This is a genomic window from Streptomyces sp. BK79, from assembly GCF_044142145.1.
Lineage (GTDB): Bacteria > Actinomycetota > Actinomycetes > Streptomycetales > Streptomycetaceae > Streptomyces.
The window spans coordinates 13,468-36,219 of the sequence record NZ_JBHVOC010000025.1; the positions used below are offsets into that span (position 1 = coordinate 13,468).

A 22,752-nucleotide genomic window follows, 5' to 3' on the forward strand; every position below is an offset into this window, starting at 1 on the left:
GGCCGAAAAGCAGTCCGATGGGCGAGCCGGTGAACAGCGGGTGCGAAAAGCGCCGTGGCCTCCACCCGTTGGGGCGGAGGCCACGGCGTTGTCAGACGCTCAGACGCTCAGGGACGTCAGCCGTTGCGCTTCCAGCGCGGCTTGTCGTCACGGCGGCCGAAGGAGGAACCGCGGTGGTCGTCACGACGGCCGTACGGGCGGTCGTGGCCGCCGGCGCGGAAGCCGGGGCGGTCGCCCTGACGGTCGCGGTTGAACGGACGGTCGCTGCCGGGGCGGTCGCCCTGGCGGTCACGGTTGAACGGACGGTCGCTGCCACGGTGCCCGCCGCGCTCGCCGCGGTCGTCGCGGCGGAAGCCGCCACGGTCGCCACCGCGGTCGTCACGGCGGTCGAAGGAACGGCCGCCACGGTCGTCACGACGCTCGAACGAACGCCCACCACGGTCGCCGCCACGGTCACCACGGTCGTCACGACGGAAGCCACCACGGTCACCGCCACGGTCGTCCCGACGGTCGTCACGGCGCTCGAACGAACGCCCGCCACGGTCACCACGGTCGTCGCGGCGGAAGCCGCCACGGTCGCCACCGCGGTCGTCACGACGCTCGAAGGAACGGCCACCACGGTCGTCACGACGCTCGAACGAACGCCCACCACGGTCACCGCCACGGTCACCACGGTCGTCACGACGGAAGCCACCACGGTCACCACCGCGGTCGTCACGACGCTCGAACGAACGCCCGCCACGGTCACCACGGTCGTCGCGGCGGTCGTAGGAACGGTCGCGGTCCGCGAAACGGTCCCGGCCACCCCCGCGCTCGGTCCGCTCGGTCCGCTCGAACCGCTCGGTCTTCTCCACGTCCCGCGCGCCCGGCTGCTCCGGCAGCGTGACCTCGGCCTCGGCGGACACGGCGGCGGCCACCTCGGCCAGCACCGCCTCCGGGTCCTCGCCACGCTCCCGCGCGGAGCGGGCGACCAGACGGTCGGCCTCCTCGCGCAGCTCGGTCGCGCGCCGCTGGGCCCGCTCCAGCTCCTTGGTGAGCTGGGCGACCTCGCGCTCGGCCTGCTGCGCCGCGTTGCCCGCGGACTCGGCCTGGACCTCGGTCATCGACCGGGCCCCGGTGATCTCGGCGACCTCCGGCTCGAAGGCCGCGCCGCCCTGGATGATGTGGCGCGTGGCGTCGACGCCCGCGTCCTCCATCAGCCGGAAGATCTGGCGCCGCTGGTGCGGCAGGGAGAGGGAGACGACCGTGCCGGTACGGCCCGCGCGGGCGGTACGGCCGGCCCGGTGCAGGTAGTCCTTGTGGTCGCCCGCCGGGTCGACGTTCAGGACGAGGTCGATGCCGTCGACGTGGATGCCGCGCGCGGCGACGTCGGTGGCGACCAGGACGTTGACGTACCCGTCCTTGAAGTCGGCCAGCGTGCGGGTGCGCGCGCCCTGGGTCATGCCGCCGTGCAGCGCGTCCGCCTTCACACCGGCGTCGCGCAGCTGCTCGGCGACGCGGTCGGCGCCCAGCTGGGTGCGGACGAAGATGATGGTGCGGCCCTTGCGGGAGGCGATGGCCGCGGTGACCGGCGCCTTGTCCTTGGGCTTCACGACCAGGATGTGGTGCGACATGGTCGTCACCGCGCCCTGGGCCGCGTCGACCTCGTGGCTGACCGGGCTGTTCAGGTACCGGTCGACGAGGGTCTTGATCTCGTTCTCCATGGTCGCGGAGAACAGCATCCGCTGACCGCCCGCGGGCACCTGGTCGAGCAGCTCGGTGACCTCGGGCATGAAGCCCAGGTCGGACATCTGGTCGGCCTCGTCGAGGACGGCGATCTGCACGTTCTCCAGGGAGCAGGCGCCGCGCTTGATGATGTCGCGCAGGCGGCCCGGGGTGGCGACGAGGACGTCGACGCCGCGCTCCAGGGCGTAGATCTGGTTGCCCATGGAGGTGCCGCCGCACACGACCTTCATCTTCAGCCCGAGGACGTCCCCGTACGGCTGGAGCGCGTCCGCGACCTGCATGGCCAGCTCACGGGTGGGCGTCAGGATGACGGCGCGCGGCTTGTGCTTCTCGGTGCGGCCGCCGGCCAGCGTGGCCAGGGTCGGCAGACCGAAGGAGAGAGTCTTGCCGGAGCCGGTGCGGCCCCGGCCGAGGATGTCCTTGCCCGCCAGCGCGTCCGGGATGGTCGCGGCCTGGATCGGGAAGGGGGTGGTCACGCCGTTCTGCGCGAGCTTGCGCACGACGCCCTCGGGCAGTCCGAGCGACGCGAAGGTCACCTCGGGAGCGGCCTCGACGGCCTCGACACTCTCGGTGCCGGGGGTCTCGACGGCCTCGACGGCCTCGGTGATGTCGGCGTTCGGGATGTCGGCGTTCTCGGGCACGACGACGTGATCAGTACTGATGATGGACATGCGAATGCGAAACCTTCCGGAGTCTCTCAGTCGGCACGCGCCCGTCAACTCCGTGAATCGCGATTCGCAATACGACCGCCTCGATGCGGTCCACCACGGCAAAGGAGAGTACGCGCCACACGGCGCGCTCTGCGGTGGCGCCGGGCAAATGGGATCAAACGATCTACCACCATACGCACCCCCCACCCCTCAAGGCAAACCGACCGGCACATGCCCAGGTCAGACCGGCTGCCGGTGCCTTCCGCGACCCCCGTGCCCCGCCCGTCCGACTACACCGGCACGCCCGCCTGGGGGGCAGGCTCGCGCTGCTCCAGCTGGGTCCCCGGAGGCTCGTGCGCCGACGAGGACGGCTCCGCCGTCGTCGGCTCCGGCGTGGGCGAGGCGGGCGGCTCCTGGGGCGGCGTGGGCTCCGGCTCCGGCGCCTTCGTGGGCTCCCAGGGCGGCGTCCGGGTGGGCGCCGGCTCCTCGCCCCCGCCCTGGGCCGGCGGCGTCCCCGTCACCCGGGCGGGCGGCTCCTCGGCCGGAGCGGAAGCGTCCTGGCCCTTGCCGTCCCGGCCCTTGCCCTTGCGGTCGCCCTTGCCCTTGCCCCCGTCCTTGCCGCCCTTGCCGCGCCCGCGCCCCTCGTCGGCCTTCGGCCCGTACCCGGCGTTCCCGCCCGACACGGCGGCGCCGCCCCCCGGTGCCTCGTCGCCCCGCTCCCCGGCGGACCGCGACGGCTTGGCGCCCCCGCCGGACGCGTCGTCGCCGACACTCATGCAGCCGGCGGCGGCGACGACGGCCACGGCCGTGACGGCCAGCCGGGCGGGGACCGACAGACGGACGGGGACGGCCCTACGGACGGGTACGGACAAGGGGCGCACGGGCGGCCACCTCCGGGGGTCAGGAGTCGCCGTGCCCAACTCCCGTCACCCGCAAGAGGACACGCGCCGCGCGCCTCGGACCTTGACCCGAGCGCGTCACCCGTACCCGAGGGCGTGCAGCCGCGCGTCGTCGATCCCGAAGTGGTGCGCGATCTCGTGGACCACCGTCACCTCCGTCTCCGCGACGACGTCCTCACGCGTCTCGCAGAACCGCAGCGTCGGGCCCCGGTAGATGGTGATCCGGTCCGGCAGCACCCCCGCGTACCACTCCCCGCGCTCCGTCAGCGGCGTCCCCTCGTACAGCCCGAGCAGCTCCGGGTCCTCCGCCGGGGGTTCGTCCTCGACGAACACCGCGACGTTGTCCATCAGCCGCGTCAGCTCCGGCGGAATCCGGTCCAGGGCCTCGGCGACCAGTTCCTCGAACTCCTCGCGCGTCATCTCCAGCACGAGCCCATTGTCGGGTACGACCGTGGAGTACGACACAGCCGTCCGAGTCGCTCGCATACCCGCCCGGGGCCATGGGCATACGGCACCAATGGCCCGCGTCCGAGCCGCAGTCCCGCACGTCCTGGCCGAGGTGATGAAGCCCATCCGCAACGCCCCGCGCGCCCTCACCCGCCGCCACCGCACCCACGAGGCACCCACCGAGGTCGAACTCGCCCCCCGGTCACGCCCCTGGACCCGCGCCGCCGGCCTCGTCGCCGTCGTCCTCCTCGGCGCCTGGCTCGGCCTGCTGGTCGTCGGCGACGTCCGCGTCCCCGTCGGTCCCATGAACACCACGATGACCCTGCGCCCCTCCGCCACCGGCGGCACGAAGATCAACGTCTCGCCGCTGGGCGCCCTCCAGCTCGACAGCCACGTCGCCCCCGTCCGCCTCGACGTCAACGTCGACCAGCTCGACCCCGACCGCGCCCAGGCCCTCGTCGACCACCCCGAACGCCTCTCCGGCCTCCAGGACGAGGTCTCCCAGGACGTCGAGCACGGCACCCTCGACCTCGCCGTCCGCTCCTGCGTGGCCGTCGTCACCGGCGCCACCGCCCTCGGCCTCGCCGTCTACCGCCGCCCCCGGCGCGCCCTCGCGGCCGGCGGCCTCGCCCTCACCCTCCTGGTCGCCTCCGGCGGCACCGCGTACGCCACCTGGAACCCCGACTCCGTCCTGGAACCCAGGTTCTCCGGCCTGCTCTCCTCCGCGCCCTCCCTCGTCGGCAACGCGCGCAGCATCGTCACGGAGTTCGACGTCTACCAGAAGGAGCTGGCCCGCCTGGTGACGAACGTGACCAAGCTCTACGACGTCACCTCCACGCTCCCCGCCTACCAGCCCGACCCGACCACGATCCGCGTCCTGCACGTGTCGGACATCCACCTGAACCCGGCGAGCTGGAAGATCATCGCCTCGCTCGTGGAGCAGTACGAGGTGAACGTGATCGTCGACAGCGGCGACACGATGGACCACGGCACCGCCGCCGAGAACGGCTTCCTCGACCCCATCGAGGACCTCGGCGCCCCCTACGTCTGGGTCCGCGGCAACCACGACTCCCACGTCACCCAGGAGTACCTGAAGGGCCTCAAGAACGTGCACGTCCTCGACGACGGCCGGGCCCGCACCGTCGCGGGCCTGCGCTTCGCCGGCATCGGCGACCCGCAGTTCACCCCCGACCGCTCCAGGCCGGACGGCGCCGAGGCCTCCCAGGAACTGGCCGGCGCCCGCCTGGCCTCCGCCCTGCGCGACCAGAGCGCGGCCGGCACCCCCGTGGACGTCGCCGTCGCCCACGAACCGTCCGCCGCCCGCGAGGTCGACGGCGAGGTGCCCCTCGTCCTGGCCGGTCACGTCCACCGCGAGGACATGGAGGTCATGAAGTACGGCACCCGCCTGCGCATCGAGGGCTCCACCGGCGGCAGCGGCCTGCGCGCGGTGGAGGGCAAGCACCCCGACCCGATCCAGGCGTCGATCCTCTACTTCGACCGGGACAGCCGCCGCCTCCAGGCCTGGGACCAGATCAAGCTCGGCGGCCTGGGCCTGACGACGGCCGAGGTCAGCCGCCACCTCCCCAAGGAGAACCAGCCCGGCGCGACCCCCTCCCCGACCGGCACGGGGCCGTCCCCGACCAGCCCCTCCCCCAGCACCCCGTAAACCGTTTTGGCGATACCTCCCGCCATCCCATATGCTTCTCACGTCCCCGACGCGCTGCGAAGCGCCCAGGCGGGCCGATAGCCCTCATCGTCTAGCGGCCTAGGACGCCGCCCTTTCAAGGCGGTAGCACGGGTTCGAATCCCGTTGGGGGCACGCAGTACGTGTGCGACACTGTCGTACGAAGCTTGGTCCTGTGGAGCAGTTTGGAGTGCTCGCCACCCTGTCAAGGTGGAGGCCGCGGGTTCAAATCCCGTCAGGACCGCTGAGGTTTCACGTGAAACCTCGCGGCTGGGTAGCTCAGTTGGTACGAGCGATCGCCTGAAAAGCGATAGGTCGCCGGTTCGACCCCGGCCCCAGCCACATTCAACCCCCGTCGAGATCATCGACGGGGGTTTTGTGTGTCCGGTGGGCAGGCGGACAGGCGGTGCCCCCACGCCGGGACGGCCGGGCGGAAATCGTTCGCCACGAAATTCGCGGGGATGAGATCCTGGAACCCGTATGTCTACGCACCCCGCCCCCGCCCTCGGCACCCTCGCTTCCCGGCTGACCGAGCTGTCCCTGCGTGACGCGCACCGGCTCGGCCGCAGGCTCGAGGGTGCGCGGAAGATCCGTAAGCCGGAAGCCCGTGCCGCCGTTCTCGCCGAGATCGAGACGGAGGTGGCCAAGGCCGAGCAGCGCATCGGTGAGCGCCGGGCGCGTGTGCCCGCCGTCAGCTATCCGGAGCAGCTGCCCGTCAGCCAGAAGAAGGACGTGATCGCGGAGGCCATCCGCGACCACCAGGTCGTGATCGTCGCCGGTGAGACCGGGTCCGGGAAGACCACGCAGATCCCGAAGATCTGCGTGGAGCTGGGCCGCGGTGTGCGCGGGATGATCGGGCACACCCAGCCCCGCCGGATCGCCGCGCGCACCGTCGCCGAACGGGTGGCGGACGAGCTGGACACGCCGCTCGGTGAGGCCGTCGGCTGGAAGGTGCGGTTCACCGACCAGGTGAACCCGGACGCCACCTTCATCAAGCTGATGACGGACGGCATCCTGCTCGCCGAGATCCAGACCGACCGCGAGCTGCGCGCCTACGACACGATCATCATCGACGAGGCCCACGAGCGGTCCCTCAACATCGACTTCCTGCTGGGCTACCTGGCCCAGCTGCTGCCCAAGCGGCCCGACCTCAAGGTCGTCATCACCTCGGCGACCATCGACCCCGAGCGCTTCTCCCGGCACTTCGGTGACGCGCCGATCATCGAGGTCAGCGGCCGGACGTACCCCGTGGAGGTGCGGTACCGGCCGCTCCTCGAGGAGGACGGCGACGACGCCGACCGGGACCAGATCACCGCGATCACCGACGCCGTCGAGGAGCTGATGGCGGAGGGGAAGGGCGACATCCTCGTCTTCCTCTCCGGCGAGCGGGAGATCCGGGACACGGCGGACGCGCTGGAGAAGAAGAAGTACCGGTTCACTGAGGTGCTGCCGCTGTACGCGCGGCTGTCGCACGCCGAGCAGCACCGCGTCTTCCAGCAGCACACCGGGCGCAGGATCGTTCTGGCGACCAACGTTGCCGAGACCTCGCTGACCGTGCCGGGCATCAAGTACGTGATCGATCCCGGGTTCGCCCGGATCTCCCGGTACAGCCACCGCACCAAGGTGCAGCGGCTGCCGATCGAGCCGATCTCGCAGGCCAGCGCCAACCAGCGCAAGGGCCGCTGCGGACGGACCAGTGACGGCATCTGCATCCGGCTGTACTCCGAGGACGACTTCGAGGCGCGGCCGGAGTTCACGGACGCGGAGATCCTGCGGACCAACCTCGCCTCGGTCATCCTCCAGATGACCGCGGCCGGCCTCGGCGACATCGAGAAGTTCCCCTTCATCGACCCGCCGGACCACCGCAACATCCGCGACGGTGTCCAGCTCCTCCAGGAGCTGGGCGCGCTCGACCCCGCGCAGAAGGACGCGCGGAAACGGCTCACGGACACCGGCCGCAAACTGGCCCAGCTGCCCGTGGACCCGCGGCTGGCGCGGATGGTGCTGGAGGCCGACAAGAACGGCTGTGTCCGCGAGGTCATGGTCATAGCGGCGGCGCTGTCCATCCAGGACCCGCGGGAGCGGCCTTCGGAGAAGCAGGCGCAGGCGGACCAGCAGCACGCCCGCTTCAAGGACGAGACCAGCGACTTCCTGGCGTTCCTGAACCTGTGGCGGTACGTCCGCGAGCAGCAGAAGGAGCGCGGCTCGTCCTCCTTCCGCCGGATGTGCAAGCAGGAGTACCTCAACTTCCTGCGCATCCGCGAGTGGCAGGACATCTACACGCAGCTGCGCACGGTCGCCAAGCAGATGGGCATCCACCTCAACGAGGAGGACGCCCCCGAGGAGCGCGTGCACGTGTCGCTGCTGGCGGGGCTGCTCTCCCACGTCGGCATGAAGGACGTGAAGGACGCGGGGAGCGAGGGCGCGAGGAGCGGGGGGAAGAACGAGTACCTGGGCGCGCGGAACGCCAAGTTCGCGATCTTCCCGGGCTCCGCGCTGTTCAAGAAGCCCCCGCGGTTCGTGATGTCCGCGGAGCTGGTGGAGACCTCCCGGCTCTGGGCCCGGGTCAACGCCAGGATCGAGCCGGAGTGGGTGGAGCCGCTCGCCGGGCACCTCCTCAAGCGCACCTACAGCGAGCCGCACTGGGAGAAGGACCAGGCGGCCGTGATGGCGTACGAGAAGGTCACGCTGTACGGCGTGCCGATCGTGGCCCAGCGCAAGGTGAACTACGGGCGGATCGACCCGGAGGTCAGCCGCGAACTGTTCATCCGCAACGCCCTGGTGGAGGGCGACTGGCGTACGCACCACAAGTTCTTCGCGGACAACCGCCGGCTGCTGACCGAGGTCGAGGAGCTGGAGCACCGCGCCCGGCGCCGGGACATCCTGGTCGACGACGAGACGCTGTACGACTTCTACGACCAGCGGGTGCCCGAACACGTCGTCTCGGGCGCGCACTTCGACTCGTGGTGGAAGCACAAGCGGCACGAGCAGCCGGACTTCCTCGACTTCGAGCGCGAGATGCTCATCAACGAGAAGGCCGGGGCGGTCACCAAGGACGACTATCCGGACTCCTGGCGCCAGGGACCGCTGAAGTTCCGGGTGACCTACCAGTTCGAGCCGGGCGCGGACGCCGACGGTGTGACCGTGCACGTGCCGCTCCAGGTCCTCAACCAGGTCACGGACGAGGGCTTCGACTGGCAGATCCCGGGCCTGCGGGAGCAGGTCGTCACGGAGCTGATCCGGTCCCTGCCCAAGCCGGTCCGCCGCAACTACGTGCCGGCCCCGAACTACGCGCAGAAGTTCCTGGAGCGGGCGGTACCGCTCCAGGAGCCGCTGACGGTGACCATGGCGCGGGAGCTGAAGCGCATGGTGGGGGTGCCGTTCGACGCGGAGGACTTCGACTGGTCGAAGGTCCCCGACCATCTGAAGATCACGTTCCGGATCGTCGACGAGCGGCGCCGCAAGCTGGCCGAGGACAAGGACCTGGAAGCGCTGAAGCTCCGGCTGAGGCCGAAGGCGCGCAAGGCGCTGTCGCAGGCCGCGGCGGCCACCGCCGAGCGCAGCGGCGGCGAGTCCCTGGAGCGCTCGGGTCTGACGGACTGGACGATCGGCTCGCTGTCGCGGGTCTTCGAGACGCGCCGGGCGGGTCAGCCGGTGAAGGCGTACCCGGCGCTGGTCGACGACGGCGACACCGTCTCGGTACGGCTCTTCGACACCGAGGCCGAGCAGGCGCAGGCGATGTGGAAGGGCACGCGCCGGCTGATCCTGCGCAACATCCCGGTCAATCCGGCGAAGTTCGCGTCCGAGAAGCTCACCAACCAGCAGAAGCTGAACCTGTCCGCGAACCCGCACGGTTCCATCCAGGCCCTGTTCGACGACTGCGCCATGGCGGCGGCGGACAAGCTGATCGCGGACTTCGGCGGGCCGGCGTGGGACGAGGAGTCGTACCGGAAGCTCTACGACAAGGTCCGGGCGGAGATCGTCGACACGACCGTCCGCGCGGTGGGGCAGGTGCAGCAGGTGCTGGCGGCCTGGCAGGCCTGTGAGCGGCGCCTGAAGGCGGTGCGCAGCCCCGCGCTGCTGGCGAACCTCCAGGACGTCCGGGGACAGCTGGACGCGCTGGTGAAGCCCGGCTTCGTCACGGAGGCGGGGATCAGGCGGCTGCCGGACCTGATGCGTTATCTGGTCGCCGCCGACCGCCGGCTCCAGCAGATGCCGACGGGCGTCCAGCGGGACACGTCCCGGATGGAGAAGGTCCACGAGATGCGCGACGAGTACGCGTGGCTGCTCGAGCAGATGCCGCAGGGCCGGCCGGTTCCGCAGCAGGTCCTCGACGTCCGCTGGATGATCGAGGAGCTGCGGGTCAGCTACTTCGCGCACGCGCTGGGCACGGCGTACCCCGTCTCGGACAAGCGGATCGTGAAGGCGATCGACGCGCTCGCGCCGTGACGAGGCCCCCACGGAGGGTGAGTTCGACCCGGGGCTCACCCTCCTGTAGAGTCTCTTCTCGCAGCGCAACGCAGGAAAAGCGCCGCAAAACCTGGTCCTGTGGAGCAGTTTGGAGTGCTCGCCACCCTGTCAAGGTGGAGGCCGCGGGTTCAAATCCCGTCAGGACCGCAGTGAAGAGGCTCGCACCGATCGGTGCGGGCCTCTTCTTCGTGCTGCCCGGCCGCGCTCCCGCGCCCCCTCGGCCGTGCTCGCCCGACGCGTTGCGCCCCACGCCCCCCAGGAGCCCTCAGCGGCGCTCTCGCGGCCTTGACGGCGTCACATTCGCTCGGTACTCCAAAGGCAGGCGACGTTCCCCGTACGGCCCCGGAGGTGGCGCATGGCGGCATCGGTCAGGCACGAGACGCGGGCTCTGCTCCGCGCGCACCTGGCGGCCGCGTCGTCGTACCGCCATCTGACGCGGCACTGTCCGATCTGCCACCGGCTGCTGCGGCTGGCGATGGACTCTCCCGCGCCACAGTCTCCGACGGGCCGTCAAGAGGGCGCCGAGGACCCGAGCGCGTCCACCGCCTGACCGGGGCCGGCCTCAACACCCTTGCCGCGCAGACCTGCTGGAGCCGAGGCTTCCTCTAGCGCACGGCGCCCGACGTCAACAAGCCGCGCGCCGTGTGACGGGTGTCACCGCGTGAGTTTTTGAAACCGTGGCACTTACGGCTCCCCTACAACCAGTCAATTTAATATGTGCAATTGCACTACCCTCCCCAGCTCGCGCACAGCTGTTCCGACACCCCTCCCCAGACACCGACAAGCCCGCTCACAGGGCGGCCCGGCAACCCCGCCACCAGGCATAGAACCGGACACAAAAAAGATCGCGCTGGACCCGGCGGAGTCCAGCGCGATCTACGACGCACCCCTGTTGGGGCAGGAACGGCGTCGTTCCAAGCTGTGGTCCCGAGCGCTCCGGCAGGTTGGGGGACCTGCCGTTCTGCCCGGTTATTCAGTTGTTCAGGCCTCGCTGCGCTGCTGCGGGATGCCCGCGAGCAGAGCGCGGACCTCGGCCTCGCGGTAGCGGCGATGCCCGCCGAGCGTGCGGATCGACGTGAGCTTGCCGGCCTTCGCCCAGCGCGTGACCGTCTTCGGGTCGACGCGGAACATGGTGGCGACCTCAGCCGGGGTCAGCAGCGGCTCGGCATCAGGGGTGCGAGCGGTCATGAGCGGCCTCCTCGGGAGAACCGAACCTTCTCGGTTCTTTCCTTTAAATTCTGCACCTTGACCCGCGTTGCCCGAAATGGCGGACACGGGTCGAGTCGGTTATAGGACGAACGGCTTGTCCTCGGCACTACAACTACACCATCCGTCCAGCCGCGTCGGCCAAACCGATGGAATTGCCCTCCCAGGTGTTCATCAGCGACGGAAGCCGATGGACCATGCCATAGCGGACAGTCACGCCACTGTGACGATCAGTCACAGGGCGATCAGGAGTCATCAGACCCAACATGAGACCCCCCAAAGCGTGCAATGCGGAGATTCCGCCCACAGTGCATCACGGCAGGACGGAAGGAGCCCTCCCCGGACTCCTTGTCCTATTTTGGCATGAGGAGGGGGAACAGGCGCAAGAGTGATGTACGTGCGGTCCGTCACGCTTGACGCAAACGCCCGGATCGGGACCTACGTCCCTTGTTGACCCATGATCAGCCCACACCGGGCACGTGTCGGATCGGAAGACGAAACCCCACATCGGGCGGTACGTCAAACGTCAGTTCGCCGACCGCCGGTCCCGCACCGCCCGCCAGCGCTCCACGAGCCGCCCGTAGGCCGCCCCCGCGGTGGCCCCGTCGCCGTGCCGCAGCGCCTCGATCCCCTCGGCCACGTCCGCCGCGGAGTGGTCGTCCTCCAACTCACCGGCCGACAGGGCGTGCACGAGTCCGCCGTAGTCCAGCTCCACCAGGGAGCGCGGGTGGAACTCCTCGAGCCAGCGCCCCACGTCCACCAGGCCGTCGACGAGCGGTCCCTCGTCCATCGCCTCCTTGAGCGCCCGCAGGCCCCGGGCCACCCGGCGGCGGGCCTGCACCATCGGCGTCCGGTAGCGCAGCACCGGCGCGGGCGCCCCTTCGCCCTCGCCGCCCCGGTCGTACTCCCGCTCCGCGTCGGAGACCAGGACGAACCAGTTGATCGGCACCTGCCAGGTGGCGGTGCGGATCCAGGGGCGGGCGTCCGGGTTGCGCTCCAGCCAGCGTTCGTAGTCCTGGGCCGTCTGCCGGCGTACGACCGGGGGCAGCAGGGCGTCCAGGACGGGCTCCGGGAAGTCCTCGGCCAGCTCCCCCAGGGCCTGCCAGCCGCGCAGCCGGGTCCGCCAGGGGCAGACGCAGACCACGCCGTCGACCTCGGTGACGAAGGCGTCGCCGCTCTCGTGCACCGGCACCGCGGCGGGCGGGGTCGGCAGCAGGGCGGCCAGGGAACGGCGGAGTTCGTCCTGGTAGGAGGGGAGGTCGGTGCGCCGGGCGTACCGCGTCCAGTGGGCCCGCTCCGCCTCGGGGAAGGCGGCCAGCGGCTCGTACACGCGCAGGTACGCCGCGTACGGGACGATCACCGAGGACACCTTGGGCACGCCTGCTCCCTCCCCCGCGCGCGGCCGCGAAAACCTGCGGGAGCCGATCACGGACGCACGGGAATCTCCACGCATCGTCGCACGCCCGTACTCCGTGCGGAGTGATCCTCGGCACTGTGCGGCGAGGAGGCCCCGGCAGGCTCTAATCTCGTGCCACAGTCCCCGCCACCCGCACGGGGACGCCCTCTCCACCCGCCGCATCTCACAGGAGTCACCACCGTGACCGACGTAACCGGCGCACCTGCTGATGTACTGCACACCCTGTTCCAGTCGGATCAGGGGGGTCATGAGCAAGTCGTGCTCTGCCAGGACCGTGCCAGCGGCCTCAAGGCCGTCATCGCCATCCACTCGACCGCCCTGGGCCCCGCGCTCGGCGGCACGCGCTTCTACCCGTACGCGAGCGAGGCGGAGGCCGTCGCCGACGCCCTGAACCTCGCGCGCGGGATGTCGTACAAGAACGCCATGGCCGGACTCGACCACGGCGGCGGCAAGGCCGTGATCATCGGGGACCCGGAGCAGGTGAAGTCCGAGGAACTGCTCCTCGCCTACGGCCGCTTCGTCGCCTCCCTCGGCGGCCGCTACGTCACCGCCTGCGACGTCGGCACGTACGTCGCCGACATGGACGTCGTCGCGCGCGAGTGCGACTGGACGACCGGCCGCTCCCCCGAGAACGGCGGCGCGGGGGACTCCTCCGTGCTCACCGCCTTCGGCGTCTACCAGGGCATGCGGGCCTGCGCCCAGCACCTGTGGGGCGACCCCACCCTGCGCGACCGCACCGTCGGTATCGCGGGCGTCGGCAAGGTCGGCCACCACCTGGTCGAGCACCTGCTCGCCGAGGGCGCCCACGTGGTCGTCACCGACGTGCGCAAGGACGTCGTGCGGGGCATCACCGACCGGCACCCGTCGGTGGTCGCCGTCGCCGACACGGACGCGCTGATCCGGGTCGAGAACCTGGACATCTACGCCCCCTGCGCGCTCGGCGGCGCGCTGAACGACGACACGGTGCCGGTGCTGACCGCCCGCGTGGTGTGCGGCGCGGCCAACAACCAGCTCGCCCACCCGGGCGTGGAGAAGGACCTCGCCGACCGCGGGATCCTCTACGCGCCGGACTACGTGGTGAACGCCGGCGGGGTCATCCAGGTCGCCGACGAGCTGCACGGCTTCGACTTCGACCGGTGCAAGGAGAAGGCCGCGAAGATCTACGACACCACGCTGGCCATATTCGCACGTGCGAAGGAGGACGGGATTCCGCCGGCCGCGGCGGCCGACCGGATCGCCGAGCAGCGCATGGCGGAGGCGCGCGACCGGCGGTGATCCGGCGGTGATCCGGCGGATGACCCGGCGGTGATCGCCCGGTGATCGTCCGGTGTCCGGGCAGGTATTTCGAAGGTTTGACCGGTACCCGCCGGGGGGCAGTTAGAGAGAACTCTCACTTATCCCGGCGGGTCGACCGTCGAAAGGTGGTTAAAATCGCCTTTGACCAGCGAGGACGGGGCGCCTCGACGGTCCTGGACGTGGCCACGTCCTGTGGGCGACGTACCGTATGGGCGTGGGCTCAGGTACCGTGGAAGCCCTACGGACCGGTCTCTCCACGGAGAGCCCGTTCCGGACCATGAACGCGTGTCAAGACTCTGGGGCCGTCGAGCCCCGTCGTTGAGGGGGTCGAGCCATGGGGCGCGGCCGGGCCAAGGCCAAGCAGACGAAGGTCGCCCGCCAGCTGAAGTACAACAGCGGTGGGACTGATCTCTCCCGCCTGGCCGAGGAGCTGGGCGCATCGACGTCGAGTCCGCAACCGCCTAACGGCGAGCGGTTCGAAGACGATGAGCAGGACGACGACGTGTACGCACGGTACGCCGACCTTTACGAGGATGACGACGAGGATGAGGACGGCCAGTCCTCCCAACAACGTCGCGGCGCTTGACCTCGCACTGAATGACCCGCCCGGTCGGTGACTCAGGTCACCGACCGGGTTTAGTGCTACCCGCGGACGCTCAGACGGCGTAGTCGCCCACCAGGGCGGCGCCCGTCCCGTGGTCGCCTCGGCCGGTGATCTCGCCGGCCACCCAGGCGTCCACACCGCGGTCGGCCAGGGTCGCCAGCGCCACGTCCGTCGACGCCTCGGGGACGATGGCGATCATGCCCACGCCCATGTTGAGGGTCTTCTCCAGCTCCAGGCGCTCGACCCGGCCGGTCCGGCCGACGAGGTCGAAGATCGCGCCCGGGGTCCAGGTGGAGCGGTCCACGACGGCGTGCAGTCCGTCGGGGATCACGCGGGCCAGGTTGGCGGCGAGCCCGCCTCCGGTGACGTGGCTGAAGGCGTGGACCTCGGTGGTGCTCATGAGGGCCAGGCAGTCCAGCGAGTAGATCTTGGTCGGCTCCAGCAGCTCCTCGCCGAGGGTGCGGCCGAGGCCGTCCAGGTGGGCGTCGAGCGACAGGCCGGCCTCGTTCAGCAGGACGTGGCGGACGAGTGAGTACCCGTTCGAGTGAAGCCCGGAGGCGGCCATGGCGATGACCGCGTCCCCCTCGCGGATGCGGTCCGCGCCCAGCAGCCGGTCGGCCTCCACCACGCCCGTACCGGCGCCGGCGACGTCGAAGTCGTCCGCGCCGAGCAGGCCCGGGTGCTCGGCGGTCTCGCCGCCCACCAGGGCGCAGCCGGCCAGGACACAGCCCTCGGCGATGCCCTTGACGATCGCGGCGACCCGCTCGGGGTGGACCTTGCCGACGCAGATGTAGTCGGTCATGAACAGCGGCTCGGCGCCGCAGACCACGATGTCGTCCATGACCATGGCGACCAGGTCGTGGCCGATGGTGTCGTAGACGCCCAGCTGCCGGGCGATGTCGACCTTGGTGCCGACGCCGTCGGTGGCGGAGGCGAGCAGGGGACGCTCGTAGTTCTTGAGGGCGGAGGCGTCGAAGAGGCCGGCGAAACCGCCGAGGCCGCCGAGGACCTCGGGGCGCTGGGTCTTCTTCACCCACTCCTTCATCAGTTCGACGGCGCGGTCGCCCGCTTCGATGTCGACGCCCGCGGCTGCGTAGCTGGCACCAGTCGTGTCAGACATGACGATGAGAACCTCTGACCTTTGTGTCGTACGGCAGGTATTGCGGACGGCTACGGGCGACGGATGGCGTCGGCGGCGGCCGTGGCGGCGGGCCCGGCGGCCAGCTCGGTCTCCAGGAGCTGCTTGCCGAGCAGCTCGGGGTCGGGGAGCTCCATCGGGTACTCGCCGTCGAAGCAGGCGCGGCACAGGTTCGGCTTGGCGATGGTGGTCGCCTCGATCATGCCGTCGATGGAGATGTACGCCAGGGAGTCGGCGCCGAGCGAGGTGCCGATCTCGTCGATGCTCATGCCGTTGGCGATGAGCTCGGCGCGGGTGGCGAAGTCGATGCCGAAGAAGCAGGGCCACTTCACCGGCGGGGAGGAGATCCGGATGTGGACCTCGGCGGCGCCGGCCTCGCGGAGCATGCGGACCAGGGCCCGCTGGGTGTTGCCGCGGACGATGGAGTCGTCCACGACGACCAGCCGCTTGCCCTTGATGACTTCCTTCAAGGGGTTCAGCTTCAGACGGATGCCGAGCTGGCGGATGGTCTGCGAGGGCTGGATGAAGGTGCGGCCGACGTAGGCGTTCTTCACCAGACCGGCGCCGAAGGGGATGCCGGACGCCTCGGCGTACCCGATCGCGGCGGGCGTGCCGGACTCCGGGGTCGCTATGACCAGGTCGGCCTCGGCGGGGGCCTCGGCGGCCAGCTTGCGGCCCATCTCCACGCGGGAGAGGTACACGTTCCGGCCGGCGATGTCGGTGTCCGGGCGGGCCAGGTACACGTACTCGAAGACACAGCCCTTGGGCTTCGCTTCTGCGAATCGCGACGAGCGCAGGCCGTTCTCGTCGATGGCGACGAACTCGCCCGGCTCGATCTCGCGGACGTAGGAGGCGCCGCAGATGTCGAGGGCGGCGGACTCGGAGGCCACCACCCAGCCGCGCTCGAGGCGGCCGAGGACCAGCGGGCGGATGCCCTGCGGGTCGCGGGCGGCGTAGAGGGTGTGCTCGTCCATGAAGACGAGGGAGAAGGCACCCATGACCTGGGGAAGCACCCGGTGGGCGGCCTCCTCGATGGTCAGCGGCTTGCCGTCGTCGTCGACCTGGGCCGCGAGCAGCGCGGTCAGCAGGTCGGTGTCGTTGGTCGCCGCGACCCGCGTGGAGCGGCCGTCCTGCTTGGGCAGGTCGGCGACCAGCTCGGCGAGCTGGGCGGTGTTGACGAGGTTGCCGTTGTGCCCGAGCGCGATGGAGCCCTGCGCGGTGGCACGGAACGTAGGCTGCGCGTTCTCCCACACGGAGGCGCCGGTGGTCGAGTAGCGGGCGTGTCCGACCGCGATGTGACCCTGGAGCGAACCGAGCGAGGTCTCGTCGAAGACCTGGGAAACGAGGCCCATGTCCTTGAAGACGAGGATCTGGGAGCCGTTGCTGACCGCGATTCCCGCGGATTCCTGGCCCCGATGCTGGAGGGCGTAGAGCCCGAAGTACGTGAGCTTTGCGACCTCTTCGCCCGGAGCCCAGACACCGAAGACGCCGCAAGCGTCCTGGGGGCCCTTCTCGCCGGGAAGCAGATCGTGATTGAGTCGACCGTCACCACGTGGCACGTCTCCGAGTGTAGGCGAGGTCGACCACTGGTCCGAATTGGGGACAGCGGCTCACGCACGGGTCACCGATCGGCATGAGCCCGCAGGATCTCACCGTCTTCCCTGGTCAGGGTGAGGGTGTGTTGAACGATGCGGTATTCGGCCCGCCCTTCGAAGAAGCCCAGCATCCGCTTCTCGGCGGCCATGAGTGAGCCTTCGCACACCATTCGGGTGGTCGAGGGAGCGCCCAGGGTGATATGTCCGTCGCTGACGGTGGCCTCGGCGTTGACGCGGTTGCAGGGGAGCCGGCCGGAGACGGTCTTCGCGTCCTTGTCGAAGGTGAGCCGGGTACGGATCTTCCCGTCGGCCTGCGTGACGGTCCACTCGGTGCCGTACAGGGACGCGTCCGCGGACTTGCTGAGCGCGACGGTGTCGCCGTCGGCGGTGGTGAGGGTGAGGCGGTCGCCCTGAGCCTTGGCGGTGAGACCGCCCTCGAGGACGCGGCCGAGGGACTTCTCGAAGGCGGCGGGTGTGTCCGCGCACGCCTTCTCGGTGAACATGGCGTCACGGAGCCGGACGCGGTCGCCCTCGACGTCGGCGCGGGCGCCGAAGGTGTTGCATCCGGTGCTGCCGGACGCCTCCCCGCTCTCGTGGATCAGTACCCGGGCGGAGTCGGGCGCCTCGTGGGTGGCGCCGTCCACGGTGACGGAGTCGATGCTCCACTGCACGCCGGTGAACGGCCGGTCCGCGCCGACGGAGCCGCTGCCGCCGTCGGCCTTCTCACTGCCGCAGGCCGCGGCGAGCGGGACGAGCGCCGCGACGGCGGCCACGGTCAGGGTCATGCTGCGCTGCTGCTTCTGCCTGTACATGTCCATTCGACGGAGACGCGGAGGATCTGGTTCCCCCCGCCCGCTCACCTGAGCAGGGGCAGCAGGTCCCCGAGGTCCGCCCGCTCCCCGCTCGCGCTCACCCTCGCCCCGTCCACGGCGTCCTTCCAGGACAGCCGCCCGGCCGCCAGCCGGACCCAGGTCAGCGGGTCGGTCTCGACGACGTTGGGCGGGGTGCCGCGGGTGTGCCGGAGCCCTTCGACGCACTGCACGACGGCGTACGGCGGGATCCGCACCTCCGTCGAGCCGCCGGGGGCCTTCACGGCGAGCGCGTCGGCCAGCAGCCGGGACGCGGCGGCCAGGGCCTGCCGGTCGTACGGGATGTCGAGGCCGGGCACGGCGGCGTTCAGGTCGTCGGTGTGGACGACCAGCTCGACGGTGCGGGTGACGACGTAGTCGGCCAGCGGCAGGGCGCCGGCGCTGGTCGGGAGCAGCCGGGTGCCGGGGTGGGTGTCGAGGCGGCCGGTGAAGCGGCGCTCCACGTCGGCGAGGTGGGCGTCGAGGTCCGGGTGCTCCGCCGCCAGTGCGCGGGCGGTCGCGGCGATGGCGTCCGCGTCGGCGGCGATGGCGGACGGCCAGTCGAGAAGCCGCCCGTCCTGCCGCGCCGGCTCGGGCTCACCGAGCAGCCGGTCCACGGCCGTCAGCGCCATCCCGACGTGCGCGACCAGCTCCCGCACGGTCCAGTCCCCGAGCCGCGTCGGCAACGCGAGCTGCTCGGGGCTCAGGGTGCGGACGCCCTCCCGTACGTTGCCGAACTGGGCGAGCACGGCGGCACGGGTGCGGGCGGGGTCGTAGGCGCGGGCACGCTTCCTGGCTGGGGGCATGCGGGGAGCTTATGCGGGGGTGCGGGCGGTCGGTCACCCGTACGTGTGTCTGGCAGTGAAAGCTGCACGCGAAGCGCCGACCCGCGGAAACACTGGTCCGCGCCTGGAAGGAGGTGCAACATGACGGTTATGGCCGAGCACACGTCTCAGATGTCGGTGGACGAGTTCGAAACGATCGCTTCCGCCGCTCCCGAGACCGTCACGTTGGAGTTCATTGACGGACGGATCGGGGTCAAGCCGGTGACAGACGGGGACCACAACAGCATCGTGTCCTGGCTAGCCAAGCGCTGCATGCAGGCGCGGCCCGACCTGGACCTGTACCAGACACAAGGTCTACGGGTCGACGCGTACCGTCGGAGCAGGGCACGACCGGATGCCGTGCTGGCGCCCGAGGCGCACTTCGCGGGGCACGGTGAATGGGCCGACCCGGCCGGAGCCCTCATGGTCGTCGAGGTCACCTCGTACGACTCGGACACGGACCGGCGGGACCGGCACGAGAAGCCGGCCGCGTACGGGCAAGCGGGGATCCCCTTGTACCTCTTGATCGACCGGGACTCCGGCACGGTCACGGTGCACACCTCCCCGGACCGGCACGTCGGCGGCTACCGGGACGTCCGCGTCTCGAAGTTCGGCGAGACGGTGGCCCTCCCCGGCCCGGTCGGCGTCGAACTCGACACGGAGGTTCTCAAGAGCTACGTCCGCTGAAACGACGAGGTCCCGTCCGGAACCGGACGGGACCTCGGCCGTACGGGACCTGCTACGCGAGCAGCGCCGGGATGGTCGCCTCGTGGACCTCGCGCAGCTCGGCCAGGGAGAGGGTGAACTCGCCCTGGACCTCCACCGCGTCCCCGTCGACGACGCCGATGCGGGTGGCCGGGAGGCCGCGGGCACCGCACATGTCGTTGAAGCGGACCTCCTCCGAGCGGGGGACAGCGACGACCGCGCGGCCCGCCGACTCCGAGAAGAGGAAGGTGAAGGCGTCGAGCCCGTCCGGTACGACCAGACGCGCGCCCTTCCCCCCGAGCAGCGCCGACTCGACGACCGCCTGGACCAGACCGCCGTCGGACAGGTCGTGCGCGGAGTCGATCATGCCGTCGCGGGAGGCGGAGATCAGGATCTCGCCCAGCAGCCGCTCGCGCTCCAGGTCGACCTTCGGGGGCAGGCCGCCGAGGTGGTCGTGGATCACCTGGGACCAGGCCGAGCCGCCGAACTCCTCGCGGGTGTCGCCCAGCAGGTACAGCAGCTGGCCGTCCTCCTGGAAGGCGACCGGCGTGCGGCGGGCCACGTCGTCGATGACGCCGAGGACCGCGACCACCGGGGTGGGGTGGATGGCGGCCTCGCCGGTCTGGTTGTAGAGCGAGACGTTGCCGCCGGTCACCGGGGTGCCGAGCTGGAGGCAGCCGTCTGCCAGGCCGCGCACGGCCTCCGCGAACTGCCACATGACCGCCGGGTCCTCGGGCGAGCCGAAGTTCAGGCAGTCGGAGACCGCCAGCGGCTTCGCGCCGGTCGTCGCCACGTTGCGGTAGGCCTCCGCGAGGGCCAGCTGCGCGCCCGTGTACGGGTCGAGCTTGGCGTAGCGGCCGTTGCCGTCGGTGGCGATGGCGACGCCGAGGCCGGTCTCCTCGTCGACGCGGATCATGCCGGAGTCCTCGGGCTGGGCGAGGACGGTGTTGCCCTGCACGAAGTGGTCGTACTGCTGGGTGATCCACTTCTTGGACGCCTGGTTCGGGGAGCCGACCAGCTTCAGGACCTGGTCCCTCAGCTGCTCGCCCGTCTCCGGCCGGGGCAGCTTGTTCGCGTCGTCGGCCTGGAGGGCGTCCTGCCATTCGGGGCGGGCGTAGGGGCGCTCGTAGACCGGGCCCTCGTGCGCGACCGTGCGCGGGTCGACGTCGACGATCTTGCCGCCGTGCCAGTAGATCTCCAGGCGGTCGCCGTCGGTCACCTCACCGATGACGGTGGCGATGACGTCCCACTTCTCGCAGATCTCCAGGAAGCGGTCGACCTTGCCGGGCTCGACGACCGCGCACATGCGCTCCTGCGACTCGCTCATGAGGATCTCCTCGGGCGAGAGCGTGGAGTCGCGCAGGGGGACGTCGTCCAGGGTGACGCGCATGCCGCCCGAGCCGTTGGACGCCAGTTCGCTGGTCGCGCAGGACAGGCCCGCGGCTCCCAGGTCCTGGATGCCGACGACCAGCTTCTCGGCGAACGCCTCCAGGGTGCACTCGATGAGGAGCTTCTCCTGGAAGGGGTCGCCGACCTGGACGGCGGGGCGCTTGGAGGGCTTGGCGTCGTCGAAGGTCTCGGAGGCCAGGATGGAGGCGCCGCCGATGCCGTCGCCGCCGGTGCGGGCGCCGTACAGGATGACCTTGTTGCCCGCGCCGGACGCCTTGGCGAGGTGGATGTCCTCGTGCCGCATGACGCCGATGGCACCGGCGTTGACCAGGGGGTTGCCCTGGTAGCAGGCGTCGAAGACGACCTCGCCGCCGATGTTGGGCAGGCCCAGGCAGTTGCCGTAGCCGCCGATGCCGGCGACGACGCCGGGCAGGACGCGCTTGGTGTCGGGGTGGTCCGCCGCGCCGAAGCGCAGGGGGTCGACCACGGCGACGGGCCGCGCGCCCATCGCGATGATGTCGCGGACGATGCCGCCGACGCCCGTGGCCGCGCCCTGGTAGGGCTCGACGTAGGAGGGGTGGTTGTGCGACTCGACCTTGAAGGTGACCGCGTAGCCCTGGCCGACGTCGACGACACCGGCGTTCTCGCCGATGCCGACGAGCATGGCGTCGGACTCGGGGGCCTTCTCGCCGAACTGGCGCAGGTGGACCTTGCTGCTCTTGTACGAGCAGTGCTCGGACCACATCACCGAGTACATGGCCAGCTCCGCCCCGGTGGGGCGGCGGCCGAGGATCTCCACGACCCTCTCGTACTCGTCCTTCTTCAGGCCCAGCTCGGCCCAGGGCAGCTCGACGTCGGGGGTCTCGGCCGCGTGCTCGACCGTGTCCAGAGGCGTCCGGCTCATGCGTTGACCAGCTTCTTGAGGATCGACGTGAAGAACGGGAGGCCGTCGGTGCGGCCGGTGCCGATCAGCGGCTCGACGGCGTGCTCGGGGTGCGGCATGAGGCCGACGACGTTGCCGGCGGCGTTGGTGATGCCGGCGATGTCGTTGAGCGAGCCGTTGGGGTTGACGTCCAGGTAGCGGAAGGCGACGCGGCCCTCGGCCTCCAGCTCGTCCAGCGTCCGCCGGTCGGCGACGTAGCGCCCGTCCATGTTCTTCAGCGGGATGTGGATCTCCTGGCCGGCGCTGTAGTCGCTGGTCCAGGCGGTACCCGCGTTCTCCACCCGCAGCTTCTGGTCGCGGCAGATGAAGTGCAGGTGGTCGTTGCCCAGCATCCCGCCGGGCAGCAGGTGGGCCTCGGTGAGGATCTGGAAGCCGTTGCAGATGCCGAGCACCGGGAGGCCGGCCCTGGCCTGGTCGATGACCGTGTCCATCACCGGCGAGAAGCGCGCGATGGCGCCGGCGCGCAGATAGTCGCCGTACGAGAATCCGCCGCAGAGGACGACGGCGTCGACCTGCTTGAGGTCCTTGTCCTTGTGCCAGAGGGCGACGGGTTCGGCGCCGGCGACGCGGATCGCGCGCTGCGTGTCCCGGTCGTCGAGAGAGCCGGGGAAAGTGACGACGCCAATACGAGCGGTCACTTCGCGGCCTCCGCGACAACGTCTTCGGACTCGACCCTGACGGTGAAGTCCTCGATCACGGTGTTGGCGAGGAAGGATTCCGCAAGATCATGGATGCGGGCGAGGGCGGCGTCGTCGACCGGCCCGTCCACTTCCAGTTCGAATCGCTTTCCCTGACGTACGTCCGAGATCCCCTCGAAACCCAGCCGCGGCAGTGCGCGCTGCACCGCCTGGCCCTGGGGGTCGAGGATCTCCGGCTTGAGCATGACGTCGACTACGACGCGTGCCACTGGCA

At 70.6% G+C, this 22,752-nt stretch carries 18 protein-coding genes and 4 tRNA genes; 10 read left to right on the plus strand and 12 right to left on the minus strand.

Annotated features, from left to right (window positions below; translation table 11 throughout):
• Positions 1-116 precede the first annotated feature (116 nt).
• The 3 genes from ACFIF2_RS28150 to ACFIF2_RS28160 form a co-directional block, all read right to left on the minus strand.
• Complete coding sequence (locus ACFIF2_RS28150) at positions 117-2,396, minus strand: DEAD/DEAH box helicase (RefSeq protein WP_395576047.1); 2,280 nt, start codon at positions 2,394-2,396, stop codon at positions 117-119.
• Positions 2,397-2,665: 269 nt separating this feature from the next.
• Positions 2,666-3,256, minus strand: coding sequence for a hypothetical protein (locus tag ACFIF2_RS28155; RefSeq protein WP_395576048.1), 591 nt, complete (start codon positions 3,254-3,256; stop codon positions 2,666-2,668).
• A 96-nt stretch (positions 3,257-3,352) separates the two neighbouring features.
• Complete coding sequence (locus tag ACFIF2_RS28160; RefSeq protein WP_395576049.1) at positions 3,353-3,703, minus strand: metallopeptidase family protein; 351 nt, start codon at positions 3,701-3,703, stop codon at positions 3,353-3,355.
• A gap of 88 nt (positions 3,704-3,791) precedes the next feature.
• Between ACFIF2_RS28160 and ACFIF2_RS28165 the strand changes: the two genes are divergently transcribed.
• The 7 genes from ACFIF2_RS28165 (at position 3,792) to ACFIF2_RS28195 (ending at position 10,425) form a co-directional block, all read left to right on the plus strand.
• A complete protein-coding gene (locus ACFIF2_RS28165; RefSeq protein WP_395576050.1) occupies positions 3,792-5,387 on the plus strand; it encodes a metallophosphoesterase in 1,596 nt (531 codons plus the stop codon).
• 80 nt (positions 5,388-5,467) lie between these two features.
• Positions 5,468-5,540: transfer RNA gene (locus tag ACFIF2_RS28170), tRNA-Glu, on the plus strand.
• Between the two features lie 34 nt (positions 5,541-5,574).
• Positions 5,575-5,649: transfer RNA gene (locus ACFIF2_RS28175), tRNA-Asp, on the plus strand.
• A gap of 24 nt (positions 5,650-5,673) precedes the next feature.
• Positions 5,674-5,747: transfer RNA gene (locus ACFIF2_RS28180), tRNA-Phe, on the plus strand.
• A gap of 138 nt (positions 5,748-5,885) precedes the next feature.
• Entirely contained in the window at positions 5,886-9,854 is a 3,969-nt protein-coding gene (gene hrpA, locus ACFIF2_RS28185) for an ATP-dependent RNA helicase HrpA (protein WP_395576051.1), read from the plus strand.
• A 93-nt stretch (positions 9,855-9,947) separates the two neighbouring features.
• A tRNA-Asp gene (locus tag ACFIF2_RS28190) sits at positions 9,948-10,022 on the plus strand.
• A gap of 208 nt (positions 10,023-10,230) precedes the next feature.
• On the plus strand, positions 10,231-10,425 hold the full coding sequence (locus ACFIF2_RS28195; protein WP_395576052.1) for a DUF6274 family protein: 195 nt from the start codon (positions 10,231-10,233) through the stop codon (positions 10,423-10,425).
• A gap of 431 nt (positions 10,426-10,856) precedes the next feature.
• Here ACFIF2_RS28195 and bldC read toward each other — a convergent pair whose 3' ends face one another.
• The gene (bldC, locus tag ACFIF2_RS28200; RefSeq protein WP_003949541.1) at positions 10,857-11,063 is read right to left on the minus strand and encodes a developmental transcriptional regulator BldC; all 207 of its coding nucleotides are present in this window, start codon (positions 11,061-11,063) and stop codon (positions 10,857-10,859) included.
• 544 nt (positions 11,064-11,607) lie between these two features.
• Positions 11,608-12,459 (minus strand): hypothetical protein, encoded by an 852-nt coding sequence (locus ACFIF2_RS28205; protein ID WP_395576053.1) that lies wholly within the window; start codon positions 12,457-12,459, stop codon positions 11,608-11,610.
• Positions 12,460-12,678: 219 nt separating this feature from the next.
• Between ACFIF2_RS28205 and ACFIF2_RS28210 the strand changes: the two genes are divergently transcribed.
• Both ACFIF2_RS28210 and ACFIF2_RS28215 read left to right on the plus strand, forming a co-directional pair.
• Positions 12,679-13,773 carry a Leu/Phe/Val dehydrogenase gene (locus tag ACFIF2_RS28210; RefSeq protein ID WP_395576054.1) on the plus strand — a complete coding sequence of 365 codons (1,095 nt, stop codon included), beginning with the start codon at positions 12,679-12,681 and terminating at the stop codon, positions 13,771-13,773.
• Between the two features lie 355 nt (positions 13,774-14,128).
• Positions 14,129-14,380 (plus strand): DUF3073 domain-containing protein, encoded by a 252-nt coding sequence (locus tag ACFIF2_RS28215; protein WP_395576055.1) that lies wholly within the window; start codon positions 14,129-14,131, stop codon positions 14,378-14,380.
• A gap of 70 nt (positions 14,381-14,450) precedes the next feature.
• Here ACFIF2_RS28215 and purM read toward each other — a convergent pair whose 3' ends face one another.
• The 4 genes from purM to ACFIF2_RS28235 all read right to left on the minus strand — a co-directional run bounded on the left by purM (position 14,451) and on the right by ACFIF2_RS28235 (position 18,785).
• Positions 14,451-15,518 (minus strand): phosphoribosylformylglycinamidine cyclo-ligase, encoded by a 1,068-nt coding sequence (gene purM / locus ACFIF2_RS28220; RefSeq protein WP_395576056.1) that lies wholly within the window; start codon positions 15,516-15,518, stop codon positions 14,451-14,453.
• Positions 15,519-15,568: 50 nt separating this feature from the next.
• Positions 15,569-17,095, minus strand: a complete 1,527-nt coding sequence (purF, locus tag ACFIF2_RS28225; RefSeq protein ID WP_395576057.1) for an amidophosphoribosyltransferase — start codon at positions 17,093-17,095, stop codon at positions 15,569-15,571.
• A 62-nt stretch (positions 17,096-17,157) separates the two neighbouring features.
• The gene (locus tag ACFIF2_RS28230; RefSeq protein WP_395576058.1) at positions 17,158-17,943 is read right to left on the minus strand and encodes an META domain-containing protein; all 786 of its coding nucleotides are present in this window, start codon (positions 17,941-17,943) and stop codon (positions 17,158-17,160) included.
• A 44-nt stretch (positions 17,944-17,987) separates the two neighbouring features.
• Positions 17,988-18,785, minus strand: a complete 798-nt coding sequence (locus tag ACFIF2_RS28235) for a sterol carrier family protein (RefSeq protein ID WP_395576059.1) — start codon at positions 18,783-18,785, stop codon at positions 17,988-17,990.
• A gap of 120 nt (positions 18,786-18,905) precedes the next feature.
• Here ACFIF2_RS28235 and ACFIF2_RS28240 point away from each other — a divergent pair, with 120 nt between their 5' ends.
• Positions 18,906-19,490 (plus strand): Uma2 family endonuclease, encoded by a 585-nt coding sequence (locus ACFIF2_RS28240; protein ID WP_395576060.1) that lies wholly within the window; start codon positions 18,906-18,908, stop codon positions 19,488-19,490.
• Positions 19,491-19,542: 52 nt separating this feature from the next.
• On the opposite strand, the gene purL is transcribed toward ACFIF2_RS28240, so the two are convergent.
• Genes purL through purS form a run of 3 tightly spaced genes read right to left on the minus strand, consistent with a single transcriptional unit; the run spans position 19,543 to position 22,747 of the window.
• Entirely contained in the window at positions 19,543-21,801 is a 2,259-nt protein-coding gene (gene purL, locus ACFIF2_RS28245; protein ID WP_395576061.1) for a phosphoribosylformylglycinamidine synthase subunit PurL, read from the minus strand.
• Positions 21,798-22,478 carry a phosphoribosylformylglycinamidine synthase subunit PurQ gene (gene purQ, locus ACFIF2_RS28250; RefSeq protein WP_395576062.1) on the minus strand — a complete coding sequence of 227 codons (681 nt, stop codon included), beginning with the start codon at positions 22,476-22,478 and terminating at the stop codon, positions 21,798-21,800. Before purQ ends, purL begins: the two co-directional genes overlap by 4 nt.
• Positions 22,475-22,747, minus strand: coding sequence for a phosphoribosylformylglycinamidine synthase subunit PurS (gene purS, locus ACFIF2_RS28255; RefSeq protein WP_395576063.1), 273 nt, complete (start codon positions 22,745-22,747; stop codon positions 22,475-22,477). The genes purQ and purS overlap by 4 nt, the downstream gene beginning before the upstream one ends.
• Positions 22,748-22,752: the final 5 nt, after the last annotated feature.